Consider the following 23,641-nt stretch of genomic DNA (forward strand, 5'->3'; position numbering starts at 1 on the left):
GCCCTCACCACGCCACGGGGAGTTCGACCATGCCCTGGATGGTGTCGCCGGGCTTGAAGGGGATCCGGTCCGGCTCCGCGGCCAGCCGCAGCCCGGGCAGCCGCGCGAACAGGGTGCCCAGGGCGATCTCCATCTCGGCGCGGGCCAGGTTCTGGCCGAGGCACTGGTGGATGCCGAAGCCGAAGGCCACGTGGTGGCGGGTCGGCCGGTGCCAGTCCAGCGCGTCGGGCTGCTCGAAGACGGACGCGTCGCGGTTGATGACGGAGGTGGAGAACACCACGCCGTCGTCCGGCCGCACCGTGACCCCGCCGATCTCGATGTCCTCGGTCGCCACCCGCAGCATCCCGTCCGCGATCGACAGGAACCGCATCAGCTCCTCCACCGCCGCCGAGATCAGGGAGGGATCGGCCCGCAGTTCGGCGAGCTGCTCGGGGTGGCGCAGCACGGTGAACGTGCCGAGCGAGATCATGTTGGCCGTGGTCTCGTGCCCCGCGACCAGCAGGATCACGGCGAGCGCGACCAGCTCCTCGACATCGACCTCGCCGGTCTCCAGACGCTGCTCGATGAGCTCGTCGAGCAGACCGTCCCCGGGCTCCGCGCGCTTGTGTTCGATCAGGTCGTGGAGGTAGGCGTCGAGTTGCCGTCGGGCCTCCTCCACATCGGCCGGTTCCGGCCCGCGCAGCAGCCGGCGCGACTGTCCCTCGAAGAACTCGTGGTCCTCGTACGGCACCCCGAGCAGGTCGCAGATCACCATCGACGGCACGGGCAGGGCGAAGGCACCGACCAGTTCCGCCCGCGGTCCGGCGGCCGTCATCTCGTCGATCAGGCGGTCCACGGTCTGCTGGATCCGCGGCCGCAGGGCGGCGGTGCGCTTCAGGCTGAAGCGCGGGATCAGCATGCGGCGCTGCGCGTTGTGCTCGGGATCGTCGAAGCCGAGGAGCGCGGCGCGCCGGTTCTGCAGCCCCGCGAACCGCTTGGTGGGCGCGGGGAAGGAGGCCTTCGTGCGGTCGGCGGAGAGCCGGCCGTCGGAGAGCAGGGCGCGCGCCTCGGCGTGCCCGGTGACCACCCATACGGAGCGGCCGTCGAAGAGGGTGACGCGGGAGAGGGGTCGCCCCTCCCGCAGGGGCTCGTAGCCGGTGGGCGGGTGGTAGGGACAGGTCCGGTCCTGGGGAAAGGCAACGGTCTCTGACGTGAAGGACATGAAGCACCTCGCGAGCGATGGTTCCGTCGTGCCGGACTCCATTACATGCCTAGGGCACCTATCCCACCTATGCCACTTTCGGCCAGATCACCCGAGTTCGCCCAGGTGGGTGTCCAGGAACTCCCGGAGCTCCTCGCGCGTCATCGGCCCGGCGTGGCTCGCGACCGCCTCGCCCCCCTTGATGAGGACGGCGGTCGGGGCGCCGGTCACCGCGAAACGCCTGGTCGGCCCGGGGCAGCGGGTCATGTCGGTGCGGACGGCGGTGAACCGCGTCCCGTACTCCTCGGCCAGCTCGCCGACCACCGCGTCCATGGCCCGGCAGGCCTCCAGGGCCTTCGGCCAGCTCCCGCAGAAGTAGGCGAGAACCGGCCCCGGCGCCATGGAGAGGATGAAGTCGAACTCCTCGTCCTCCAGTGGCTGGTGTGCCCTGCGTGCCATCCGTACCGCTCCTCGCTCCCGCGCCCGGCCCGTGATGGGAGGGCGGGCACCATCATCGCCGCCCGCAGGGGGCCCGTTGTCAGTGGCGCCTGTGAAGCTGGGCGGTATGGACGACAGGATGCTCCGGCGCCGGGTCTACGGCGCCGACCACGACGACCCCGACCCGGGCCCGCGCCCCGGCCACGTCTACGGCGAACTCGTGGGCGGCCCCCTCGACGGGCTCCTCCTCGACATCACCGGCTGGAGCGCCCCGCAGATCGCCGAGGAGGCCAGGCTCCCCACGGAGATAGGGCGCTACGGACCGGGCGGCCGCGCCCACTACCGCCGCCGCGCGGGCGATCCGAACCGCTGGGACTGGACGGGAGACAGCCGCTGACCGCGTCCGGTGGCCGGTTCCGAAGATTCTTCGAAGAATTTTCCGGGGAGCTGTCGATCCGGGCGTCTCCCGTTCGACGCAGGGGTGAGAGGCGGGGAACGTCCCCGCCCTCCCGACCGAGGAGTCACCATGCCGCGCTTCCTGACGATGATCCGCATCGATGAGCAGGAGCTGACCCCCGACACCGAGTTCCCGTCCGAGTTCCTGCGGAACATGGGTGCCTACATGGAGGAGATCACCAAGGCCGGGGTCATGCTCGACACGGCCGGACTGCTCCGCACCCCCGAGGGGACCCGCGTCAACTGGTCGGGCGGGAAGATCAGCTACACCGACGGCCCCTTCACCGAGACCAAGGAGGTCGTCGGCGGCTACTCCCTCATCCAGTGCAAGGACAAGGCCGAGGCCCTCGAGTGGACCAAGCGGTTCCTCGAGATCCACCCGGCCGAATGGAACGTCAGCGCCGAGGTCCGGGAGATCCAGGAGATGTGATCCGCGCCGCGTTTGCCCTGCCTCGTCGCGGCTGCTCTGATGGGTGGCCGTGACGGCAGTGACCACGGCCCAGGCGGTCGAAGCGGTGTTCAGGATCGAGTCCGCGCGGATCATCGCCGGGGTCACCCGGATCGTGCGGGACGTCGGCATCGCCGAGGAGCTCGCGCAGGACGCGCTCGTCGCCGCGCTGGAGCAGTGGCCGCGGTCGGGTGTCCCGGACCGGCCGGGAGCCTGGCTCATGGCCACGGCCAAGCACCGCGCCGTCGACCTCGTCCGCCGCAGGGAGACGTACGCGCGCAAGCTCGCCGAGGTCGGCCGGAGCCTGGAGGACGTGCCGCCGCCCGCCGAACCGGCGGACCCGGAGGACATCGACGACGACCTGCTCCGGCTGATCTTCACCTCCTGCCATCCCGTCCTGGCCACCGAGGCCCGGATCGCCCTCACCCTGCGCCTGATGGGCGGGCTCACCACCCAGGAGATCGCCCGCGCCTTCCTCGCCTCCGAGTCCGCCGTCGCCCAGCGCATCGTCCGGGCGAAGCGGACCCTGGCCGCCGCGGGGGTGCCCTTCGAAGTCCCGTACGGGGCCGACCGCGAGGCCCGGCTAGGCTCCGTCCTGGAGGTCATCTACCTCGTCTTCAACGAGGGTTACTCGGCCACCGCCGGCGACGACCTCGTCCGCCCGGCCCTGTGCGAGGACGCCCTGCGCCTCGCCCGCGTCCTGGCGGCCCTGATGCCCAAGGAGCCCGAGGTGCACGGCCTCACCGCCCTGCTGGAGTTCCAGGCGTCGCGCCTCGCCACGCGCACCGGACCCGACGGGGAGCCGGTGCTCCTCGCCGACCAGAACCGGTCCAAGTGGAACCGCATGCTCATCCACCGGGGCGTCCAGGCCCTGAGCCGCGCCGGCAGCGGACCCTACGCGCTCCAGGCCGCGATCGCCGGCTGCCACGCGGCCGCCGTGCGCTACGAGGACACCGACTGGGCCACGATCGCCGCGCTGTACGGGAGGCTGGTGCTGCTCGTCCCCTCGCCGGTCGTCGAGCTCAACCGGGCGGTCGCCGTCTCCATGGCCGAGGGCCCGGAGGCGGCCCTGCCGCTGGTCGACGCCCTGGCGCGGGAACCGGCCCTGCGCGCCTACCACCTGCTCCCGAGCGTACGGGGCGACCTGCTGGAACGCCTCGGCCGACCGGCCGAGGCCCGCGCCGAGTTCGAGCGCGCGGCCACCCTCACGCGCAACGAGCGCGAGCGCACCCTGCTCCTCCAACGCGCTGCCCGCCTGTGATCCCTCGTCGGGCCCCGGCCCCCTGGGCCGGGGCCCGGGGTCAGCGGCGGCGGGCGAAGGCCGCCACGTCGAGCGGCGTGTGGAGCGGCCGGCGCGGCGCGGTCAGGGCGATGGGGCGCCGGAAACCGCCGGAGCGGGCGATCTCCTGGACCGTCAGGCGCAGGGCCTCCTGGAACTCGCCCATGGTGCTGCGGGCCGCCGGGGTGTCGACGTACAGGGAGTTCATGTGCATCCCGGCGGAGTCCCGCTGGAACCACGAGCAGGCCCCGTTGGCGCGCGCCGACCACACGTGGGTGGCGGGCCGCCACTCGTGGTGGCGCTCGGCGCCCGGGCACTTGCGCATGTCGAGGTACGAGAAGAAGTTGACCGGGTACGGCCAGGAGCGGGCGGCGAACTCCTCGGGCGCCAGCAGCTCCCACGCCCGCACGAACGGCACGTCGATATGGCCGATCATCTCCGTGAACCCGGCCCGGACCTCACCCATGACCTGCGCGAAGTCCCGCCCGGGGGAGGCGTCGAACTCGATGGGCATGGTGTTGACGAACCAGCCCACCGAGTCCGCCCACGTGCCCCGGCCGCGCTCGCTGACCGGCATCAGGCCCCGGTAGACGCCGGGCCCGCCGGCCTCGCGCAGACACACGGCGACGGCGGCGAGCACCCCCATGAAGGGCTTCCCCCCGACCGTCATGCAGGTCTTCTCGAACACCTCGGCCTCGGCGGCGTCCAGCAGCGTCGAGGCCTCGTTGACGATCGGGTACATCCGGCCCGGCTCCACGCCGAGGTCGAGCGGGAAGCGGGGGAAGAAGGCGCCGCCCCGGTCGATGAAGGCCTTCCAGTAGTCCAGGCGCTCGTCGGCGGCGTCGATGGAGAGGTAGCGGCGGCGCTGCTCGTCGGCGAAGTCGAGGTAGCTGGGGGCGGGCGGCAGTTCGACCTCCTCGCCGCGGCACAGGGCCTCGTACGTGCTCAGCACCTCGTTGACGACGATCGGCATCGACATGCCGTCGCACACGATGTGGTCGAAGGCGAGGTAGACCGTCGCGGAGTCCTCGCGCAGCACCGCGCCCATCGTGAACAGGGGCCAGGACAGGGTGTCGATGGACCGCTTGAACCGCTCCACGAGGAAGCCGCGCAGCAGCTCGGAGGTCTCGAAGTCCCCCACCTCCTCGCTGTCGAGGGCGAGTTCGGCCGGGTCGAAGGGCTCGCAGGCCAGTTCCCCGGCGAGGCGGCGGAACGCGCACCGCAGCACCTCGTGCCGCTGGACGAAGGCCAGCAGGGCCTGGGCCAGGGCCCGTTCGTCCAGCCGCCCGGCCACCTCGAAGGTGACCGCCAGCCACGAGGCGACGGGGTCGTCCGCGGCCCGGCTCTCCTCGGCGACGGTGAAGTGCTTGTCCTGGTTGAAGGACGCCCTCCTGCCCGTCGGATCGGCCGGGTCGTCGGCTTCCGCCGCAGCCGTGGACCGCAACCGCCACTCGACCACCCGACCGGGTGCCACGTCGTGCATCTCCAGAGGAAATTGCCGCATTCCGTCATCCCTTCGCCCCCGAGTCAACCCCCAGGCCCTAACGACCCCCGGGGCGGGGAAGTGACGGAAGGACTTGCGGGCTCAGGATCCGCCGGACTCCGCGTCGTCCTCTGCCCAGGGCTCAGCGTCGCCCTCTGCCCCGTCCTCCGCATCGTCCTCGGCGTCGTCGCGGCGGACCTCGATGCGGTCCGTGGCCAGGTCCACCGCGACACGGTGCTCCATGCCCAGGGCTTCCAGGAACTTCTGCGGGAGCTGCACGCGTCCGGTGCGGTCGAGCATCACGTACTCGCGCTCGCTCACCGACTCCGTGCCGTGCTCGTCGGTGACCGTGCGGCGCAGCACCTCGCTGCTCGTACGGCCGTCGCGGATGGCCACCGTACGGCGGACCTCGCCCGCGACGAGCGGGTCGTGGGTCACGATGACCACGGTCGCGCCCAGGTCCCGGTTCACGGTGCGGAAGGCCTCGAAGATCGCGGCGCCGGTCTCGGAGTCCAGCTCACCGGTGGGTTCGTCGGCCAGCAGCACCTGCGGGTCGTTGGCCATGGCCACGGCGATGGCCACGCGCTGCTGCTGGCCGCCGGAGAGCGCGGCCGGGCGCCGGTCCGCGAGGTCGCCGATCTCCAGGGCCTCCATGAGCTCGGAGACCCGGGCCGTGCGCCTGGCGGTGGCGCCCCGGGAGGCCCGGCCCTTCAGCTGCATGGGGAGCGCGATGTTCTGGGCCGCCGTCAGGAACGGCAGGAGGTTGCGGGCCGTCTGCTGCCATACGAAGCCCACCGCCTCGCGGCGGTAGCGCAGCCGCGCCTTGGCTGACATCTCCAGCAGGTCGTAGCCGCCGACGGTGGCGCGGCCCGCCGTGGGCACGTCCAGTCCGGCCAGGATGTTGAGCAGCGTGGACTTCCCGCTGCCCGAGGCGCCGACGAGCGCCACCAGATCGCCCCGGGACACGGTCAGTTCGAGCCCCTGTAAGGCCTGCACCTCGACGCCGTCCGCGCTGAAGATGCGTACCAGGCGGTCGCAGACGATGGCCGTGTCCGCCCCGGGCGTACGGGGTGCCGCGGCGGCCAGGGCCTGCCGGCGCAGCTCTTCGAAGGTGGGCTGGTCGGTGTTCACCGCTGGTCTCCCGCTCTCAACTCGGTGGTGATCTGTCGCCTGCCCGCTACCGCCGCCTCCGCGAGCACGACCGCGACGACGAGCGCCGCCAGGCCCAGCGCCTGGGTCAGGACCGGCCGCGCGGCGAGGTCCACCCCGGCCGGCACCTGAGCGCCGACCAGGGAGGACAGGTCCACGGCCGGGCCGAGCAGGGCCACGGCGGCCGCCGCGGACAGCGCGCCGCCGACCGCGGCGACCACGGTCTGCGGCAGCGCCTCGGCCAGGATCAGCGCCAGGCCCTGGCGCGGCCGCAGCCCCATCGTGCGCAGCCGGGCCAGCAGCGCGGCCCGTTCGGGCGCGGCCCGTACCAGCGTCAGCAGGACGGCCAGCAGGGCGAAGCCGACGGCCCCCGCGACCGATGCCCAGAACAGGCGCCCGGCCGAGTGCTGGAGCGGGTCGGCGGCCAGGTCCGCGACCGCGGTGGCGCTGGTACGCACCTCGTACTTCTCGGCGACCCCGGTCGGCAGCGCCGCCCGCACCAGCTCCTTGAGCCGGTCGGCGTCGACCTGCCCGGTGGCGAGCCAGCGGTTCGGCAGCGCGGCCTTCGATCCCAGGGAGCTCATCTGCCGGGCGGGCAGGACCAGGACGGCGCCGCCCCAGTCCGGCAGGGCCGGCGTTCCGTCGACCACGGCGGCGGCCCTGACCTGGAGGTCCTCGCCGCGGACCCGGAGCCGGAAGGCCCGGTCGCCGGCCTCGGCACCCAGGTCCCCGCTGAACAGCGCGGGCACGGGGTCGTCGAGGCTGCTCCCGCCCCCGACGAGCACCGCCGGATCGAAGCTCCCGCGCCCGACCGTCCTGGCCAGCTCCGCGTACGCGGGCGGATCTACGACGACCACCGTGACCTGCCGCGAGCCCCGGTCGATGCCGAAGATGAAGGCGTCCTCCTCCGTCCGGGCGGACACCGACGTCCGCACACCCGGCAGGGATCCGGCCGCCCGGACCAGCTCCTCCGGAACGGCCTGGTCCCGGGGCGCGGTGATCTGCGCGTCGCCACCCACGGACTGCCGGGCCACCTGCAACCGGTCGGCGTCCACGGAGCCCAGCACCGCCGCGCCGAAACCGCCCGTGGTCACGGCCAGCAGCAGTGCGACCAGCGGCAGCACGGAGGGCCGGGCCCCCTGCGAGGTACCGCGGGCGGCCCGGGTCAGCCCCACGAAGCCGATCACACCGGGCCGCCGGCCGGCCGCCCGGGCCAGCGCCCCCACCAGGGCGGGCTGGAGCCGGGCCAGCAGCAGCGCCCCCGACAGCGCCAGCAGCAGCGGGGCGGCCACCAGCAGCGGGTCGAGCCCGGCCGAGGCGGAGACCCCGCGCCGGCGCAGCTCGAAGACGGCCGCACCCGTGGCGGCGAGGACGAACAGCTCGGCCACGAGCCGACGCCGGGGCCGCGCCCCGCGCGGTGGGGACAGCAGTACGAAGGCCCGTACGGGGAAGGCCAGCAGGGCGAGCAGGGCCACGGCCGCGGCGGCGGTCAGCGAGGCGGCCGCCCGCGGGGAGGGCAGCAGCACGAGGGCGAGCCAGGCGGCGGTGACGGCCGCCGGCAGCACGGTGACCGCCCCCTCACGCAGCAGGCGCCCGACGATCGAGAGGCGTGATCCTCCGCGCGCCAGCAGCAGCCGCAGCTCGCCCTCGCGCCGGTCGCCCAGCAGCGCGGCGGCCAGGCAGAACACGACCGCGGCGACCCCGGCCACCCCGGCGGGACCGATCGCGGCCAGCGGGGCCGCGCCCCGCTGCCGGGCCTGGGCCCGCTCGAACAGCTCGGGCAGCCGGGAGGCGATGCGCAGGTCCGGCCGGTTGACGGCGAGGCCCAGTTCGGAGGCGGTGGGGCCGGCGACGAAGGAGGCGATGTCGTGGGCCACACCGGGCAGCAGGTCGGCGCGCAGCACACCGGTGTCCACCGGCAGCCGCCAGAAGTACTCGGTGCCCTCGCCCCAGGACTCGAGCCGGGAGACGCTGTCCGCGTCGATGAGCGCGGCCGTGTCCAAGTACCGCCGCGGCGGCCCCGAGTTCGAGGTCGTCAGGGTCTGGCAGGCCGTGGTCAGGCAGGGCAGGTCGGTCCAGTAGACGTCCTCCGGGTCGGCGTCGTAGATGCCGACGACCTCGGCCAGCCCGGGGCCGGCGATGGTCGCCCTCGACTCCAGCACCGTGCCCAGCGGAGCCTTGAGCTTCTCGGAGGCCTTGCGCGACAGCGCCACCTGGATCGGGGCGTCGGGATCTCCGCCGCCCGGCCGTCGGCCGGCGACCAGCGTGGTGTGCGCGGCGGCCTCCGGCAGGTAGACCAGGCCCAGCCGCGGATCGACACCCTCCGGCCGGCTCAGACCCGGGTTGGCCAGAAAGCGGGGTTTGGCGCTCTGCGCGCCGTGCACGGGGCCGCTCGCGTCGAGGCGGAAGGAGCCGCCGGTGCGCGAACGCAGCGTCTCCAGTACGGAGTCCAGCTGCCGCGGCGTCAGCGCCCCGTTGCGGGAGTACGCCGTGGCGGCCAGGCTCGTCGGACCGGGGCCCTGCTCCCGGAGGAAAGAGCGCAGGGCGCCGTCGGCGCCGCGGTCGACGGCGCGCGGCAGCGCGGCCGCGAGCAGGACGGCGACGAAGGCCAGGGCGGCGGCGAGCAGCGCGGCCAGCGGGGCCGCGCGCAGCCGGGTCCGCACCCAGGGAGCGGGCCGCAGCGCGCGGGAGCCGGCGGATTTCGGGGCCGGGCGGGTCACATGTCCTCCAAGTGCCGCAGCCGGTCGCCGGTGCCCCGGGCGCCGCGGTCGCGGAAGCCGCCGACGACGGCCGACAGCAGCGGCACCGCGGCGATCGCGGCGACCATCAGCAGGGTTTCGGCGGCCGGCAGGTCCACCACGACCTCCGGCACCGGGCGCTTCGCGGCGGGCGTCAGCACCAGCAGCGGAACCACCAGGTGGACGATGACGGCACCCAGCCCCAGCCCGACGAGGGCGCCGAGCCCGACCAGCACACCGCTCTCGGCGGCGGCCGTACGGGCCAGCTTCCGCCGGGTCGCCCCCAGGGCCAGCAGCACCGCGAACTCGACTCCCCGCTCCCGTGCGGCGGCCGCCGCGGCGGCCCCGAAGCCGATCGCCGCCAGCAGGGCGCAGACCACCGCCAGGGCGGCGAGCGCGCTCTGCGGGCCGGCGCTCAGCGGATCGTCCAGCAGCCCGGCGGCCACCTCCTCGCGCAGCTCCACCTGCTGGGACCCGGCACCGGCGCGCAGTTCGGCGGCCGCGCGGGCCGGCACGGGGTCGTCGGCGGAGGCGGCGGGCAGCCACCATTCGGTGGGCGGCGGGAGTTCCCGCCCGGTGTCGGCGGCCAGCAGCCGGCCGGCCGTGGCCAGGTCGACGGCCAGCGCGGTGTCCCCGGCGACCGGGAGCGAGTCCACGGCCGCGGTGATCCTCACCCGCAGCGTGGAACCGCCCAGCGGCACGGGAACCAGGCCGCCGACCTTCCCCCCGACCGCGTCGAGGTAGCCGCGCGTGGCGATCCCGGGAATGTCGGACGGGGGCGCCTGCCCGGCGAGCACACCGAGCTGGACCCCGCCGACGGGCGGCCTGCCCCCCGGGAACCGCAGCCGGAGCAGAGCCCCCGCGTCCGGGCCGTCGGGCGCGGCGGGCAGGACCTCACCGGCGGGCACGCTCCCGCTCTCAGCCGGTCCCTTCAGGACCCAGTCGGACGCGGGCGGCGTCACGGGCGCGCCGGGACCGCCGGGCTCCGCGGCGACGGTGATGCGGCGCACCGTCAGCTCCCCGGTGCCGTCGGAGGCGCCGGGACGGTCGGCGCCGCCCGGCCTGCCGCCACCCCAGTCGTCCGTCCCGTACGAGACCACGAACCCGGCAACGCCCAGCGGTACGGCGGCGGATCCGAGGGGGCCCCCGGTGAGCGCGTCGACGTCCACGGAGACGGTGGTGTCCCCGGACTGGGGGAGGGGCACCATCGGCGCGCGGAAGGTCTGGCCGAAGCGGTCGCGCAGCAGCAGTCCCAGGCCGGGACGGCCGCCCGGGGCGCCCCGTACGCTCACGTCGAGGTCGATCCGCCGCGGTTTTCCGGGAAGTTCGATGCCGGCGTCCTCGTCGGGGGTGCGGCCCGGGGCGAGCGGGGCGAACAGCCGGCGCATGGGGCGGTCGTCCCGCAGGTCGGCGCGGAGGGGCACCCGTTCGGCCACTGCGGCGGCGTCCAGGGCGAGCAGCTGCCCGGTCCGTCCGCCCGGCAGGCCCTGCGCCGTGCGTACCACCGGAACCACCCGCTCGCCGCCGGGCAGCGAGGCGTAGCGCCCGTTGCGGCCGGGCGGGGCCAGGTCGCTGCCGGAGATCCGCAGGCCGCCGGCGGTGACGAAGTCGGCCTGGTCGCGCTGGGAGCCGGACCACGCCGTGTGCTGCCCGAGCGCCAACACCCCGCTGGACACGGCGAGGACCAGCAGCAGCACCGGGCCGGCGGCCCGCCCCGGGCGGCGGGCGAGCTGCCAGCCGACGAGCGCGGGACCGAGCCCGCGGCCGCGTGCGGCCAGCCGGCCGCCCAGCCGTGCCGCGAACGGCAGCAGCCGCAGCACCAGCAGCGTGCCCGCGCACAGCGCCAGGGTCGGGGCGGCCACCAGCACGGGGTCGATGCCGAGCCCGCCCACGTCGGCGGCCACCCCGTTGCCGCTGTACTGCGCGAGCTGCTGGTACGCGAGGACGGCCAGCGCCACCAGCGCCAGGTCCGCGCCCGACCGGGCCGCGCCCGCGACCACGGCCTGGCGGCGGCCGCCGCGCCGGAGCGCGGCGGCTCCCGCGCCGCGCAGCACGGCGGGCAGCGAGGTCAGCAGGACGCACCCGAGCGCGCACGCCGCCGCGACCGGCCACATCAGCCGGTTCCCGGACGTGTTCAGCGGCACCTGCGAGAGCGGGCCGAAACCGCTGAGCAACTCCAGCAGGAGCGGGGCCAGCAGTGGCGCCAGGACCGCGGCGGGCAGGGTGAGCAGCAGCGCTCCGGCGGTGCCGAGGGCGCCGAGCCGCGACCGGGAGGCGCCGCGGGCGGTGAGCAGGACGCGCTCGGGCTCCTGGCGGTCCGTCAGCAGGTGTGCCACCAGCAGCAGGGCGGCAGCGGCGAGGACGGCGAGCTGGAGCGCGCCGACCAGCAGCGTGGACCGGGCGACGAGCGCCCCGGACCGCACCTCGCCGAGCAAGTCGGGGAGCTCGGTGCGGACTTGGAACCCGGTGGGTGCCTTGAGACCGGCCGAGCCCGCGGAGCCCACCAGTCCGACCGCGCGGCCGTGGACGGCCTCGGCCTCGACGGCGTGCACGGCGGCGAAGTCGGGGATCAGCAGCGAGGCACGGCTGTTCTGCGGGAGCCCGCCCGTGGTGAAGGCGCTGTCGTCGACGAGCAGCGGTCCGTACGTGGTGAAGCTGCCGACCTGGAGCTCCCGTCCGCCGAGCGGGTCCAGCCGCCAGTAAGGGGACTCTGGGTCGGCCGCTCGGTACACGCCGGTGACCAGCACGGTCAGCGGGGCGCCGCCGTACCGGTCCTCCAGGCGCACCTCGGCCGGGAGCGCGGTCTCGGCCAGCCCCAGGCGGGTCAGCGCGGCCCGGGGCACCGCCGCCTGCAACGGGGCGCCGCCCGGACCGGCCGCCGCCTGCGGCCACTGGCCCGCGAGGAGCCGTACGTGTCCCCGGTCGAAGGCGGCCAGCAGGGTCAGGTCCGCGTCCCTGCCCGGCGTACGGGCGCCCGGCAGGCCGTAGGAACGGCTGCGGGCCACCTGCTCCACACCGAACGGGAGTTGGTCGAACAACTCGCCCGCGAAGGCCCGTACGGTCGCGTCGTCCCGGTCGCGGGAGGCCGTCGGGTGCTCGGTGGTGACCAGGACCGTGGCCCGGGTCCGGCCGGGGCCCTGGAGCGCCTGGCGCAGCCCGGCCTCGCTCACGTCCCGGGTGAAGGCGAACAGCGCCGTCAGGACGGTCGTGGTGATCAGCACGGTGAGCAACACGGCGGCGGCGAGCGGCAATCGCCCGCGCAGCCGGCGCATGACGAAGCCGAGCATGTGCTGTGTACCTCCCCCGTTCCGGACCATCGGTACCGGATAGCGGACGATGCTGTCAGATTCGAACGCGCAGGGGAAGGCACTTGCGTGAAGGATGCGACGGATGAGCAAATTCGAAAAGGGGCGCGTTCGGCGGCCCTGCCCGGCCGGTCAGGTTCCGAGGGGGAGACGAAGATGACGCAGGATCAGAACGCCGCGGACGCACCGCCCATGGTCGTGGTGGACGACGTCCACCGGAGTTTCGGCAGCGGCCCCCGGGCCGTGCACGCGCTGCGCGGAGTCTCCTTCGAGGTGCGCCGCGGCGAACTCACCGCGCTCAAGGGCCGGTCCGGATCCGGCAAGACCACCCTGCTCAACCTGGTCGGCGGCCTCGACACCCCGACCTCGGGATCGGTCACCGTCGACGGCACGGGGCTGGAGGGCCTCGACGAATCCGGACTGCTCGCGCTGCGCCGCGACCGGATCGGCTTCGTGTTCCAGTCCTTCGGCCTGATACCCGTCCTGAGCGCCGCCGAGAACGTCGGGGTCCCCATGCGGCTGCGGAAGATCCCCGCCCAACAGCGCGAGGAACGCGCCCGCACCCTCCTCGCCCTGGTGGGCCTGGCCGAACACGCGGCTCAGCGCCCCGGCGAACTCTCCGGCGGCCAGCAGCAGCGGGTCGCCGTGGCCCGTGCCCTGGCCAACGAACCCGACCTGATCATCGCGGACGAACCGACCGGCCAGCTCGACTCCGAGACGGGCCGCTCCATCATGCGGCTGCTGCGCGCGGTGGTGCGCAGCGAGGGCGTCACCATCCTGGTCGCCACCCACGACCCGGCCCTCATCGAACTGGCCGACCGGGTCGTGGAACTGCGCGACGGCCGCATCGTCGACGAGCGGCGCGTCCCCCGGGCGGATCGGGCGGGCCAGGCCCCCGTGGGCTGAACCGGCACCGGTCCCCGTCGCCGAGGCGCCGTTCACCCGGGCGTGCCGTGTCGCCCGTCCGCTGCGGCGATCGCGCGCGAGGATGACGGAGAGTGGGCGGCGTGGATGTGGACGAGGTCATCGACGCCCTGTACGAGCTGCCGCCGGCGCGTTTCACGGCGGCGCGGGACGAGGCCGCGGCCCGGGCGAAGAAGGCCGGGGACCCGGCGGCCGGGAAGCGGATCGCGGGGCTGCGGAGGCCCACGCTGGCGGCGTGGACGTCGAACACGCTGGTACGGGCGAAGCCGGAGGAGGTCGAGCAGTTCCGCCAGCTCGGCCAGGCCCTACGGGCGGCGCACCGGTCCCTCGACGGGGAGCAGCTGCGCGACCTCTCCCACCAGCAGCACGTGGTCATCGGGGCCCTCGCCCGGGAGGCGCAGCGGCTGGCCGACGAGGCCGGGACCCCGGTCTCCGACACCGTACTGCGCGAGGTCGGGCAGATCCTCTACGCCGCCCTCGCCGATCCGGACGCGGCCGAGGCCTGGGCCTCCGGACGGCTCGCGAAGGCCCCGGCCCTGGTGACGGAGTTCCCGGACCTCGATCCGGACGCTGCGCCGCCCGCACCGCGGCCCGTGGCGCGGCCCGCGCCGGCGGTGCGGCGGCCCGACCGCCGGGTGGAGGCGGCCCGCGCCGCCGCCCAGGACGCGGAGTGGGCGGCCACGGCCCGGGAGGACGAGCTGCGGGTGGCCGAGGAGGCGCGGCAGCGGACGGTCGAGGCGGCGGTGGCCGCCGACACCGAACTGGAGCGCGCGCAGGCCGCCCGGGACCGCGCGTACGCCGCCGTGACCGAGGCCGAGGAGCGCCACCGCGAGGCAGGCCGGACGGCCGCGGCGGCCCGTCGCGCCGCGAAGGCGGCCGGCCGCCGCCTGCGCGCCCTGGCGGGCGACGCGGCCGCCGAGCCGGAGGGCGGCGACGGGAGCGGCTGACGGGCCGCGCGGCGCCGGCCATCCGGCGAGGGCCGCCCGGTGCCCGCTACCTGGTGCCGGTCGCTCGGTGACGGCCACCCGGTGACGGTCACCCGAGGGCGGCGGCTCGGCGATGGCTACTCCGTGTGCAGCGCCGAGGCGATCGTCATCCGTGCCGCCGACCGGGCCGGCAGCAGCGCGCCGAGTACGGCGATGGCCACCCCGGCCAGCAGCATCGCCGCCAGCTGCGGGACGTGCCACACGTCCTTCATGTACGCGGGGAACTCCACCACCCCGACGTGGTCGACGACCAGACGGTGCGCCACCATCCCGAGCGGGATGCCGATCAGCCCGGCGACCGCGCCCAGCCCGGCGACCGAGGCCACCGTCATCAGCACCAGCTGCCGCGGCGTCATCCCGATGGACTTCAGCATGCCGAGGTCCCGGCGCCGCTCACGGGTGTTCAGCAGAACCGTGTTGAACACACCGAGCGAGGCCACGATGGTCAGCAGCGTCGTGAACACCGACGAGAAGGTGACGACGGTGGCCGTGCCGACGTTCGTGTAGTGCACCGCCGTCGCGCGCAGGCCCGGATCGAGCGCTTCGACCGCCTCGGCATAGGCCCCCGCGTCGGAGCCGGGAGCGAGCCGCACCGAGTACTCGGTGGCGTGAGCGTCCGGGTCGAGTTGGCCCAAGGTCTCCCAAGTGCCCTCCAGGGACCTGGCGTTGCCCTCGATGAGCTGGCCCACGACGGTTGCGGAGACCTGCCTCGCGTTCAGCTCGACAGTGACCCGGTCTCCGACCCTCAGTCCGCGCTCGGTCAGGAACGCCGGCCCGGCCACGACCTCGCCCGCCCCGCGCGGCGCGCGGCCCTTGACGATGATCATGTCGTACAGCGAATTGTCCCCACGGTAGAAGTCGGCGTAGACGGGCTGCGTCTGCCCGACCAGATTCGCCTGGGAGAACGCCCTGGCCCGTACGCCGACGGCACCGGGGAGCGACCGCAGCCGTTCTTCGATCTGCGCGTCGCCGAGCCGGGGCGCGATCCGGTCGCTGCCCGGGCCCCCCGCCTCCACCTGGACCCGGGGACCCCCGTCCCCGCGGCCGATGCTGCTGAACGCGACCATCGTGCTGGTCAGTCCGGTGGCCAGGGTGGCGGTGGTGACGCCGAGGATGATCGCCGCCATGGTCAGCAGGGTGCGTCCGGGGCGGGCGAACGGCTGGCCCAGACCCAGGCTGATCGGGCGCGGCAGCCTGGTGGAGCCGAGCAGCCGTTGGACGCGCAGTCCGCGCCCGGTCCGCGGCGAGCTCCCGGCGCTGATGGCCTCGGAGGCGGGCTGACGGTGCGCCCGTAGCGCCGGTACCAGCGCGGTCAGCAGGACCAGGGCGGGCACGCCCAGCAGGCAGACCGCCGACACCCACGGGCCGACCTCGCCGACCGTGGTCCTGCCGGTCTCGATGCCGGTGAACGCAACCTTCAGGAACGGGCCCGCCAGGGCGTTGCCGGCCACCGTGCCGAGGACGCTGCCCGCGACGGCCGGTACGCAGAGCATGGTCAGGTAGACGGCGACCACCTGGTTCGGGGTGAAGCCCAGGGCCTTGAGCACCCCGATGTGCCGGTATCCGGAGACGACCGCTCCGCTGACCACGTTGCCGACGATGACGACGGAGACCAGCAGGCCCAGGATGCCGAAGAATGTGATGAACGGGAGGTAGGAGTCGGCCAGCGCCGAGTAGGCCTTCTTCAGGGTGAAGAAGGTCTGCACGCCGGTCACGGATTCCCGCGGGAGCCCCGCGGTGGCCCCGGCCAGCCCGGCGTCCACCCGCGCCCCGGTCGACGCGTCCGTGAACCGGTAGAGCATCTGGGCGGCGGACGGGTGCAGCGCGTCCAACTGCTCGGGGGTGACCCAGGCACTGGCCGATTTGCTCATGCTCGTGGCGAAACCGACGACCGTCAGCTTCGGCGATCCGGGGTTTTCCAGTGTGGTGCCGAGCAGCTCGGGTCCGGGGGAGCCCTGGACGGGCCAGGCGACGACGATGTCGCCGGGCCCGGTGGCCCAGCGGCCCTCCAGCAGTTCGATGCGGTCGACGGGGCCCGCCGGATCGGCTCGGCCCACCACCGTGAGGGTGCCGCCCGCGGTCCAGAGCCAGCCCTTGGGGATTTCGACCACGGCCTGCGCGAAGGGCCCCGCGGCGGACTCCACACCCGGCTGCCGGGCGGTCCGGGCCAGTTGATCCGGCGAGACCTTCGTGGTGTCGAAGGTTGCCACCGCGTGCGCGCCGCGCTGCTTCGTGTACGCCTTCTCGAACGGGGCCGAGGCCGCGTCCAGCAGCGCCAGCGCGAGCAGCACGGTCGTGGTGGAGCACAGGACGACCAGCCCGATGACGAACGTCTGGACCCGGCGGCGCTTCACGGCCGCGCGCGAGGCCCTCCACACGGCGCTCACGCGGTCGCCTCCAGGGCGCTCTCGCGGGCCACCCGGCCGTCGGCCATCTCGACGAGCCGGCCGGCGCAGCGGGTGGCCAGGTGCCGGTCGTGGGTGACGATCAGGAGGGTCTGGCCGATCTGGTTGAGGTCGATCAGCAGGTCCATCACCTGCTCGCCCGAGCGGCTGTCGAGGGCTCCGGTCGGCTCGTCCGCCAGCAGCAGGGCCGGGCGGTTCATCAACGCCCGGGCCACGGCGACCCGTTGGCGCTCGCCGCCGCTCAGCGTCGCAGGGTAGCTGTTGCGGCGGTCGGCCACGCCCAGCTCGTCGAGGAGCTCCAGGGCCCGGCGGCGCGCCTGCCGGGCCGACGTGCCGGTCAACTGGGCGGCGAGCGCCACGTTGTCGAGCGCCGGCAGATCGTCGATGAGGTTGAAGAACTGGAAGATCATGCCGACATCGCGGCGCCGGAAGAGGGCCAGCCCGGTCTCGTTCAGCCGCCCCAGGTCCTGGCCGTGCACCTCGACGAGGCCCGAGGTCGGCCGGTCCAGACCCGCCACCATGTTGAGGAGGGTGGACTTGCCACAGCCCGAGGGGCCCATCACCGCGACCGCCTCGCCGGCCCGGATCTCCAGTGACAGCCCGTCCAGGGCCTTCGCGTCGCCGTACTCCTTGTGGACGCTCTCCAGTCGCACCACCGGGTGCCCCGCACTTCCGTGATCAGTTGTCATGGCTCGAACCTAAGACGGCGGCCACGGAGGGTGCGTCAACCCCCGGATGTAAAGGTCCGGGCAGGTCATCCTGGGGATGTACGCGGGCCGTCCGGCAGAATGAGGCACAAGCGGACGGGGGGATGCGACAGTGGGAACGATGATCGCGGCGGCTGTCGCCTGCGTGGCCGCGGTCGTGGCCGCGGCTCTGGGCGTGGCCCTGGCACGCGCCCGGCGCGGGCACAGGGCGGCCCTGGGGGAGCGCGGCTGGCTGCTGGAACGGGAACGCGAGAGCGCGGCCCGTACCGCCGTGGACGCGGAACGGGCCAGGATCGCCGCCGAACTCCACGACATCGTCAGCCACAACGTGAGCCTGATGGTGGTCCAGGCGGGTGCCGCACGGGAGGTGCTGAGCACCCTTCCGGAGGAGGCCGCGGCTGCGATGGGCGCCGTCGAGGCCGCCGGGCGGACCACCATGACCGAACTGCGGCACCTGCTGGGGCTGTTGGCGCCCGCGCAGGACGGCAGCGAGGAGCCGTACGCGGCGGCCACGGAGCCGCAGCCGAGCCTGACCCGGCTCGGCCCGCTGATCGACCGGTTCGCCTTCGCCGGCCTGCCGGTGGAGGTACGGGTCTCCGGGGACCCGCGTCCGCTGCCGGCCGGGATCGACGTCACGGCGTACCGGATCATCCAGGAGGCGCTGACCAACGCGCTCAAGCACGGAGACGGGGGCAAGGTGGAGGTGACGGTGCGGTACGCGGAACACGCGCTGCGCGTGGAGGTCCTCGACAGCGGGCCGAGCGTGTTCGCGGCGGGCACGGGCGGTGAGGCGGGTCCGGCCCGTGCCGCGGCACAGCCCGCGGTGGACGGAGCCGGGCGCGGACTGCTCGGGCTGCGCGAGCGTGTCGGCGTCTACGGGGGCGACTTCGACGCCCGCCGCCGGCTCGGCGGCGGCTACCGGGTGCGGGCCCGCCTGCCCTTGGACCGGCCGTGACCGCGCCCGGGCCGGGGCCCGCGCCCAGGGTGGTGATCGCCGACGACCAGGAGCTCGTCCGCACCGGCTTCCGGATGATCCTGACCGCCCGCGGGATCGACGTGGTCGGCGTTGCCGCCGACGGGGCGGAGGCCGTCGCCGAAGTGCGCCGGCTGCGCCCCGACGTGGTCCTGCTCGACATCCGCATGCCGAACCTGGACGGCCTGGAGGCCGCCCGGCGCATCCTCGCCCAGGTCCCCGAATGCCGGGTGATCATGCTGACCACCTTCGACCTCGACAGTTACGTCTACGCCGCCCTCGCCGCCGGGGCCAGCGGCTTCCTGCTCAAGGACGTCACCCCCGAACACCTCGCCAACGCCGTCCGCCTCGTCGGAACCGGCGACGCGCTGCTCGCCCCGTCGATCACCCGCCGCCTGGTGGAGCGCTGCGGCCCGGGCGCGCCCGGGCCGGACCGCCTCGCCACGGCCGCCACCCACCGGGAGCTGGCCGCGCTGACCCCGCGCGAGCGCGAGGTGCTCACGCTGATGGGCCACGGCCGCTCCAACGCCGAGCTGGCGCGGCAGCTGACCCTCAGCGAGGCCACCGTGAAGACCCATGTGGCCCGGATCTTCGCGAAGTTGTCGCTCCGCGACCGCGCCCAGGCCGTGGTCCTCGCCTACGAGACGGGCCTGGTGACCCCCGGCTCCGCGGCGCGGCCGTAGCGGGCCGTCAGCTCCGCCATCGCGGCCACGGGGAGCGACGGGTTGCCGGCCGCGGCCTCGGCGAGCCGCTCGTCGCCGCCGTCCAGCAGGTCCACGAGGAGCGCGGGCGGCAGCGCCGGGTGGGCGGCGGCGATCGGTCCCGCCTTCGGGTCGGCCAGGCAGGGCCGCAGCGCCTCGGCCGTCGCGTGCGGATGGGCGGCGATCGCCCGCAGGACCTTGCGTACGGGCGGCTCCCGGCGGGCGAGTTCCTCCAGGAGGGCGCCCGGCGCGTCCGGGTTGGCGGCCACCCGGGCCACGACCCGTCCCCCGTGGGCCGCCACCATGGAGCGCAGCCGCTCCTCGGCCAGCCCGGGGTGCGGGGCGACCGCCGAGACCACCGCCGCGTCCGGATCGGCGGCCAGCGCGTCGCGCAACTCCGGTTCCAGGTCACGGTGGTGGGCCACGAGCATCCGTACGGCCGCGTGCGGCGAGGCGGCGAGCCCGGCCAACTCGCCTGGGGTGGCCGCGGCGATGCGGGGCGGCAGCACCGATCCGATACGGGTGCTCCGGGCCAGCCCGGCCAGGACGTCGAGCGGCAGGCCCGGGTGGCGGGCGAGGGCGCGGCGGACCTCGTGCGAGGGGTCGGCGGCCAGCGCGCGGACGAGGTCCTCGCCGATGGCGGGATTGCCGGCGACCGCCTCCCGGACGCCGGGCACGGGATCCTCGGCGAGCCGGGCGTAGACCTCCCGCGGCAGATCGGACCGTTCGGCGAGCGTCCACCGGACGAGCATCGAGGGATCGCCGGCGAGGGTGGCCGCGGCGGCGGCCGGTGTCGCCGGATTGCGGGCCGCCCGCTCCCGGGTCTCCTCGACCGTGGAGCCGTGCGTACCGTCGCAGGCGGCGCCGGAACGCAGCTCGCAGTCCGGGTCCGGGCAGTACGGGTGGTGGGTGAACGGCACGTCCTTGATGTCGCAGACCAGGCAGGACACGGCCGGATCGAGGCCCACGCCGGTGATCAGGGCCGCCAGCGCGGCGGGTGCCGCGGCCTCGTTGAGGGCGGCCGCGTAGCGGACCTCCGCGTGCGGATGGCGGGCGAGGCGGGTGGCGACCTCCGCCGTGGTCCACAGGGCGAGTTCCGCCACCACACCCGTGTCCGGGTCGGCGGCGAGGGTCTCCGCTACGTCCGTCGGCAGCCCGGGGCAGGAGGCCAGTCGCCACCTGATGCCGGGGTCGGGGTGCGCGGCGAGGAGGCGGGCCCAGGCGGGCCGGTCGGCGCCCGCGTCGAGCAGCGCGACGGCGGCGAGGGGCCAGGCCCCGGGATCGACGTCGTCGGCGTGGAGCTGCCCGCCGTACGCCAGTCCGACGGCGGTGCTCTCCGCCCGCGCGGCGAGCACCCGCGCCCGCGCGCGCCCGAGGTCGGGACGGTCGGCCAGGGCGAGAGCGAGCTCCTCGGTGTCGAAGTCGAACGGTCCTTCGGCCGCCTCCGGACCCCCGGCCACCGCCAGTGCCAGCAGCCGGTCGAGGAGCCCGGAGGGCAGCGCCGGATTGGCGGCGAGCCCGAACAGGCGGTGGCTCACGGGCGGACTCCGTCCCCCGCCGAGGCGGCGGCAGCGGTCAGGGCCCCGGTCAGGGCGTCGGCGTACGGGTGGGGGCGGCGTCGGCGCGGGACGACGACCCCGATGTGCCGGGCGGGGCACGGCGGTTCGACGCGGATGACGGCCGGCCCGGGTCCGGGGGCCGGCGCCACGTGCGGTACCAGGGAGACCCCGACCCCGGCAGCGACCGGCGTCTGCCCGAAGAAGTGGTCGGTGGTGGACGCCCCGACCACGAGGTCGAAGCCGGCGGGCTCCCGGTAGCGGCGCAGGAAGGTCTCCGTCTTGAGGCAGCCGAGCACCCAGCGGTCGGCGGAGAGTTCGGCAGGGCCGATCGAGGACCGGCCCGTGAGCCGGTGCCCGCGCGGCAGGACCAGCCGGAGCGGATCCTCCATCAGCGGGGTCCAGTCGAGCTCCGGACGTCCGCCCGGCCGCACCGGAGGCGGCCCGTCGAAGTGGTGGGTCAGCGCGAGGTCGGCCACGCCGGCGCGCACCACCGCCACCGGGTGGCCGACCGTGCGTTCCAGCGAGGCGATGTGCTGGGAGACGGCCGACGGGGTCAGGAGCGGGGCGCCGGCCGCCTTGTTGAAGCTGCCGTGCTCGGCCACGGCGCGCAGGACGCGCAGCCGCTGCACGTCGATCACCAGTTTTCCTTCATACGCGCTCAGTCGATGGTCAGTTCCGCCGGGGACACTACAGCGGCAGAGTCGGACGCATGCGAAATATCCTTGTCATCGGCGGGAGCCGCTACTCCCGAAAGCGCCTGGTCACGCGGGCCCGCGACGCGGGCGGCCCTGGGCCCGCGCACCTTCGGCGTCGTCGTCGGCCAGGTCTGCTACACGCCGGCCCAGGCGGCGGGCGGCTGGCCCGAGCTTCACAGGTCCCCCGAACGTGGCGGCGGCGCCCCTCGCCTGACGGACCGTCGGCCGCCCGTGCGGTCCGCCCGTGTGAGAAGGAGGCCCGGCGGTTGGGTAGGGTGCCGGTCGTCGGGAGAGATCAGCGTGGGAGACATGAGTTGATGAGTGGTCAGCAGCCGGGCCGGGCCGGTAATCCGCAGGTCTTCCAGCCGCTCGCGGCGGACGACCCGACCACCATCGCCGGATACAGGCTGGCCGCCAAGCTCGGCGCCGGCGGCATGGGCAAGGTGTACCTGTCGTACACGCCCGGCGGTCGGCCCGTCGCCATCAAAGTCATCCGCCCCGAATTCGGTGAAGACGCCGAATTCCGCCGCCGGTTCGCCCAGGAGGTGCAGTCCGCCCAGCGGGTGCAGGGCCTGTTCACCGCCCCCGTCATCGACGCCGACACCGAAGGCGCCCAGCCCTGGCTGGCCACCGCCTACGTGCCCGGACCCTCGCTCGCCGACGCGGTCGTCGCGCACGGGGCGCTGCCGGTCGAGGCGGTGCTGCTGCTGATCGCCGGCATGGCGGAGGCCCTGCACGTCATCCACGGTGCGGGCATCGTGCACCGCGACCTCAAGCCGTCCAACGTGCTGCTCGCCGCGGACGGCCCCCGCGTCATCGACTTCGGCATCGCCTACGCCGCCGACGCGACCTCGCTCACCGGCAGCGGAGTCACCATCGGCACGCCCTCGTTCATGGCCCCCGAGCAGGCGGCGGGGCGCAAGGTCACCCCGGCCACCGACATCTTCGCCCTCGGCCAGGTCGCGGCGTACGCGGCGACGGGCACCCCCGCCTTCGGCGAGGGCACTTCGCACGGGGTGCTCTACCGGATCGTGCACGAGGAGCCCGACCTCACCGGTGTCCCCGAGCGGCTGACGGCGCTGGTGACCCGCTGCCTCGCCAAGGACCCCGAGGCCAGGCCGAGCATCGCCGAGATCATCACGCTGTGCCAGACCGCCAACGCGGAGACGGTGCTGCGCCGGCCGGAGGACTGGCTGCCGGTCTCGGTCGCCGCGGACATCACGGTCCGCGCGGCCGCCCCCGCCCCGGTCCAGACCCCGCCGCCCCCGGCGACCGCCCCGGCCGCCTACTCGCCGACCACGCCGGCGGCCCCGGCCACACCGCCGCCGGGCTTCGGGCCGGCGATGCCGCAGCAGCCCGTACAACAGCCGGTACAACAGCCCGTGCAGCAGCCGGTGCAGCCCGTGCATCAGCCCGTACCGCCCGTGCAGCAGCCCCCGACGCCGTACCCCGCGCCGCAGGCCCCCGCCCACGCCTACGCACCGACCCAGTTCCCGGCACAGCCGCATCCGCACCCGCACCCGCAGCCGTACCCCGGAGCGCCGATGCCGCCGAAGGGCAAGGGCAAGCGGGGCGTGCTCATCGCCCTGGCGGCCGTGCTGATCTTCGCCGTCGCGGGCAGCGCCACGGCGTACGTGCTGCAGAAGGACGACGGGCAGAAGGCGAAGGGCAGCGCCGGCTCCGCGCAGGGCTCGGACCAGGGCAAGGCCGACGACAAGCCGGCGGGCGGCGGGACGGAGGCGGGCTCCTCGAACTCCTCGAAGCCGAGCGCCAAGGCCGACCCGAAGCCGGCCGACTTCAAGGGGATCAACCTCACCGCCGGCTACCACCTGACCCTCGGGGACGACGACGTCCGCCCCCAGCAGGGCGAGGACGGCGGCTACGAACTCTCCTACGACTCCGGCGGATACCTCGACGCGGAGGTCTCCGAGGGCAACATGGTGCTGCTCGACCCGGGCCAGGAGGGCTCCCTCGCCGTCTGCCGCGCCGAGACCCGCTTCGCCAAGAACATCTATCTGACCAAGCTCGCGAAGGGCCGGCAGGTCTGTGTCATCACGGGCACCGGGCACGTGGGACTGGTCACCGTGCAGGGCTTCTCGCCCGAGGGCTCGCCCAGCAAGTACATGACGCTGGACGTGACGATCTGGCGCAACGCCGTCGGCACGGGATCCGGCACGCGCAGCTGAGCCCGGTCCCGGGCAGCAGGCACAGGCAC

18 protein-coding genes are annotated in these 23,641 nt (G+C 74.7%); 8 read left to right on the plus strand and 10 right to left on the minus strand.

What is annotated here, in order from left to right; translation table 11 throughout:
• Positions 1–4 precede the first annotated feature (4 nt).
• Together ACGFYU_RS05510 and ACGFYU_RS05515 are read right to left on the minus strand one after the other, a co-directional pair.
• Positions 5–1,201, minus strand: a complete 1,197-nt coding sequence (locus ACGFYU_RS05510; RefSeq protein WP_393825922.1) for a cytochrome P450 — start codon at positions 1,199–1,201, stop codon at positions 5–7.
• A gap of 87 nt (positions 1,202–1,288) precedes the next feature.
• Positions 1,289–1,639: a thioredoxin family protein gene (locus tag ACGFYU_RS05515; protein WP_393825923.1), complete on the minus strand. Its 351-nt coding sequence runs from the start codon at positions 1,637–1,639 to the stop codon at positions 1,289–1,291.
• A 106-nt stretch (positions 1,640–1,745) separates the two neighbouring features.
• On the opposite strand from ACGFYU_RS05515, the gene ACGFYU_RS05520 reads away from it, so the two are divergent.
• The 3 genes from ACGFYU_RS05520 to ACGFYU_RS05530 all read left to right on the plus strand — a co-directional run bounded on the left by ACGFYU_RS05520 (position 1,746) and on the right by ACGFYU_RS05530 (position 3,783).
• Positions 1,746–2,015: a hypothetical protein gene (locus ACGFYU_RS05520; RefSeq protein ID WP_393825924.1), complete on the plus strand. Its 270-nt coding sequence runs from the start codon at positions 1,746–1,748 to the stop codon at positions 2,013–2,015.
• 129 nt (positions 2,016–2,144) lie between these two features.
• Positions 2,145–2,504: a YciI family protein gene (locus ACGFYU_RS05525; RefSeq protein ID WP_393825925.1), complete on the plus strand. Its 360-nt coding sequence runs from the start codon at positions 2,145–2,147 to the stop codon at positions 2,502–2,504.
• A gap of 58 nt (positions 2,505–2,562) precedes the next feature.
• Positions 2,563–3,783, plus strand: coding sequence for an RNA polymerase sigma factor (locus tag ACGFYU_RS05530; protein ID WP_393825994.1), 1,221 nt, complete (start codon positions 2,563–2,565; stop codon positions 3,781–3,783).
• A 40-nt stretch (positions 3,784–3,823) separates the two neighbouring features.
• Here ACGFYU_RS05530 and ACGFYU_RS05535 read toward each other — a convergent pair whose 3' ends face one another.
• The 4 genes from ACGFYU_RS05535 to ACGFYU_RS05550 form a co-directional block, all read right to left on the minus strand.
• Entirely contained in the window at positions 3,824–5,305 is a 1,482-nt protein-coding gene (locus ACGFYU_RS05535) for a condensation domain-containing protein (RefSeq protein ID WP_393825926.1), read from the minus strand.
• Between the two features lie 81 nt (positions 5,306–5,386).
• Positions 5,387–6,415 carry an ABC transporter ATP-binding protein gene (locus tag ACGFYU_RS05540; RefSeq protein WP_393825927.1) on the minus strand — a complete coding sequence of 343 codons (1,029 nt, stop codon included), beginning with the start codon at positions 6,413–6,415 and terminating at the stop codon, positions 5,387–5,389.
• A complete protein-coding gene (locus ACGFYU_RS05545) occupies positions 6,412–9,153 on the minus strand; it encodes a hypothetical protein (RefSeq protein ID WP_393825928.1) in 2,742 nt (913 codons plus the stop codon). Before ACGFYU_RS05545 ends, ACGFYU_RS05540 begins: the two co-directional genes overlap by 4 nt.
• Positions 9,150–12,458: an FtsX-like permease family protein gene (locus ACGFYU_RS05550; RefSeq protein WP_393825929.1), complete on the minus strand. Its 3,309-nt coding sequence runs from the start codon at positions 12,456–12,458 to the stop codon at positions 9,150–9,152. The genes ACGFYU_RS05545 and ACGFYU_RS05550 overlap by 4 nt, the downstream gene beginning before the upstream one ends.
• Positions 12,459–12,632: 174 nt before the next feature.
• On the opposite strand from ACGFYU_RS05550, the gene ACGFYU_RS05555 reads away from it, so the two are divergent.
• Both ACGFYU_RS05555 and ACGFYU_RS05560 read left to right on the plus strand, forming a co-directional pair.
• The gene (locus tag ACGFYU_RS05555; RefSeq protein WP_393825930.1) at positions 12,633–13,382 is read left to right on the plus strand and encodes an ABC transporter ATP-binding protein; all 750 of its coding nucleotides are present in this window, start codon (positions 12,633–12,635) and stop codon (positions 13,380–13,382) included.
• 92 nt (positions 13,383–13,474) lie between these two features.
• Positions 13,475–14,347 carry a hypothetical protein gene (locus ACGFYU_RS05560; RefSeq protein ID WP_393825931.1) on the plus strand — a complete coding sequence of 291 codons (873 nt, stop codon included), beginning with the start codon at positions 13,475–13,477 and terminating at the stop codon, positions 14,345–14,347.
• A 116-nt stretch (positions 14,348–14,463) separates the two neighbouring features.
• Here ACGFYU_RS05560 and ACGFYU_RS05565 read toward each other — a convergent pair whose 3' ends face one another.
• Positions 14,464–16,773: an FtsX-like permease family protein gene (locus ACGFYU_RS05565; protein ID WP_393825932.1), complete on the minus strand. Its 2,310-nt coding sequence runs from the start codon at positions 16,771–16,773 to the stop codon at positions 14,464–14,466.
• Positions 16,770–17,480 carry an ABC transporter ATP-binding protein gene (locus tag ACGFYU_RS05570; protein ID WP_393825933.1) on the minus strand — a complete coding sequence of 237 codons (711 nt, stop codon included), beginning with the start codon at positions 17,478–17,480 and terminating at the stop codon, positions 16,770–16,772. Before ACGFYU_RS05570 ends, ACGFYU_RS05565 begins: the two co-directional genes overlap by 4 nt.
• 139 nt (positions 17,481–17,619) lie before the next feature.
• On the opposite strand from ACGFYU_RS05570, the gene ACGFYU_RS05575 reads away from it, so the two are divergent.
• Positions 17,620–18,453, plus strand: a complete 834-nt coding sequence (locus ACGFYU_RS05575; RefSeq protein ID WP_393825934.1) for a sensor histidine kinase — start codon at positions 17,620–17,622, stop codon at positions 18,451–18,453.
• A 74-nt stretch (positions 18,454–18,527) separates the two neighbouring features.
• Entirely contained in the window at positions 18,528–19,154 is a 627-nt protein-coding gene (locus ACGFYU_RS05580) for a response regulator (protein ID WP_393825995.1), read from the plus strand.
• Here ACGFYU_RS05580 and ACGFYU_RS05585 read toward each other — a convergent pair.
• Complete coding sequence (locus ACGFYU_RS05585) at positions 19,109–20,710, minus strand: hypothetical protein (protein ID WP_393825935.1); 1,602 nt, start codon at positions 20,708–20,710, stop codon at positions 19,109–19,111. The genes ACGFYU_RS05580 and ACGFYU_RS05585 overlap by 46 nt on opposite strands.
• A complete protein-coding gene (locus ACGFYU_RS05590; protein WP_393825936.1) occupies positions 20,707–21,369 on the minus strand; it encodes a LysR family transcriptional regulator in 663 nt (220 codons plus the stop codon). The genes ACGFYU_RS05585 and ACGFYU_RS05590 overlap by 4 nt, the downstream gene beginning before the upstream one ends.
• A gap of 374 nt (positions 21,370–21,743) precedes the next feature.
• On the opposite strand from ACGFYU_RS05590, the gene ACGFYU_RS05595 reads away from it, so the two are divergent.
• Positions 21,744–23,612 (plus strand): serine/threonine-protein kinase, encoded by a 1,869-nt coding sequence (locus tag ACGFYU_RS05595; RefSeq protein WP_393825937.1) that lies wholly within the window; start codon positions 21,744–21,746, stop codon positions 23,610–23,612.
• The last annotated feature ends 29 nt before the right edge of the window (positions 23,613–23,641 follow it).

The organism is Streptomyces sp. NPDC048337, assembly GCF_043201175.1.
GTDB lineage: Bacteria > Actinomycetota > Actinomycetes > Streptomycetales > Streptomycetaceae > Streptomyces.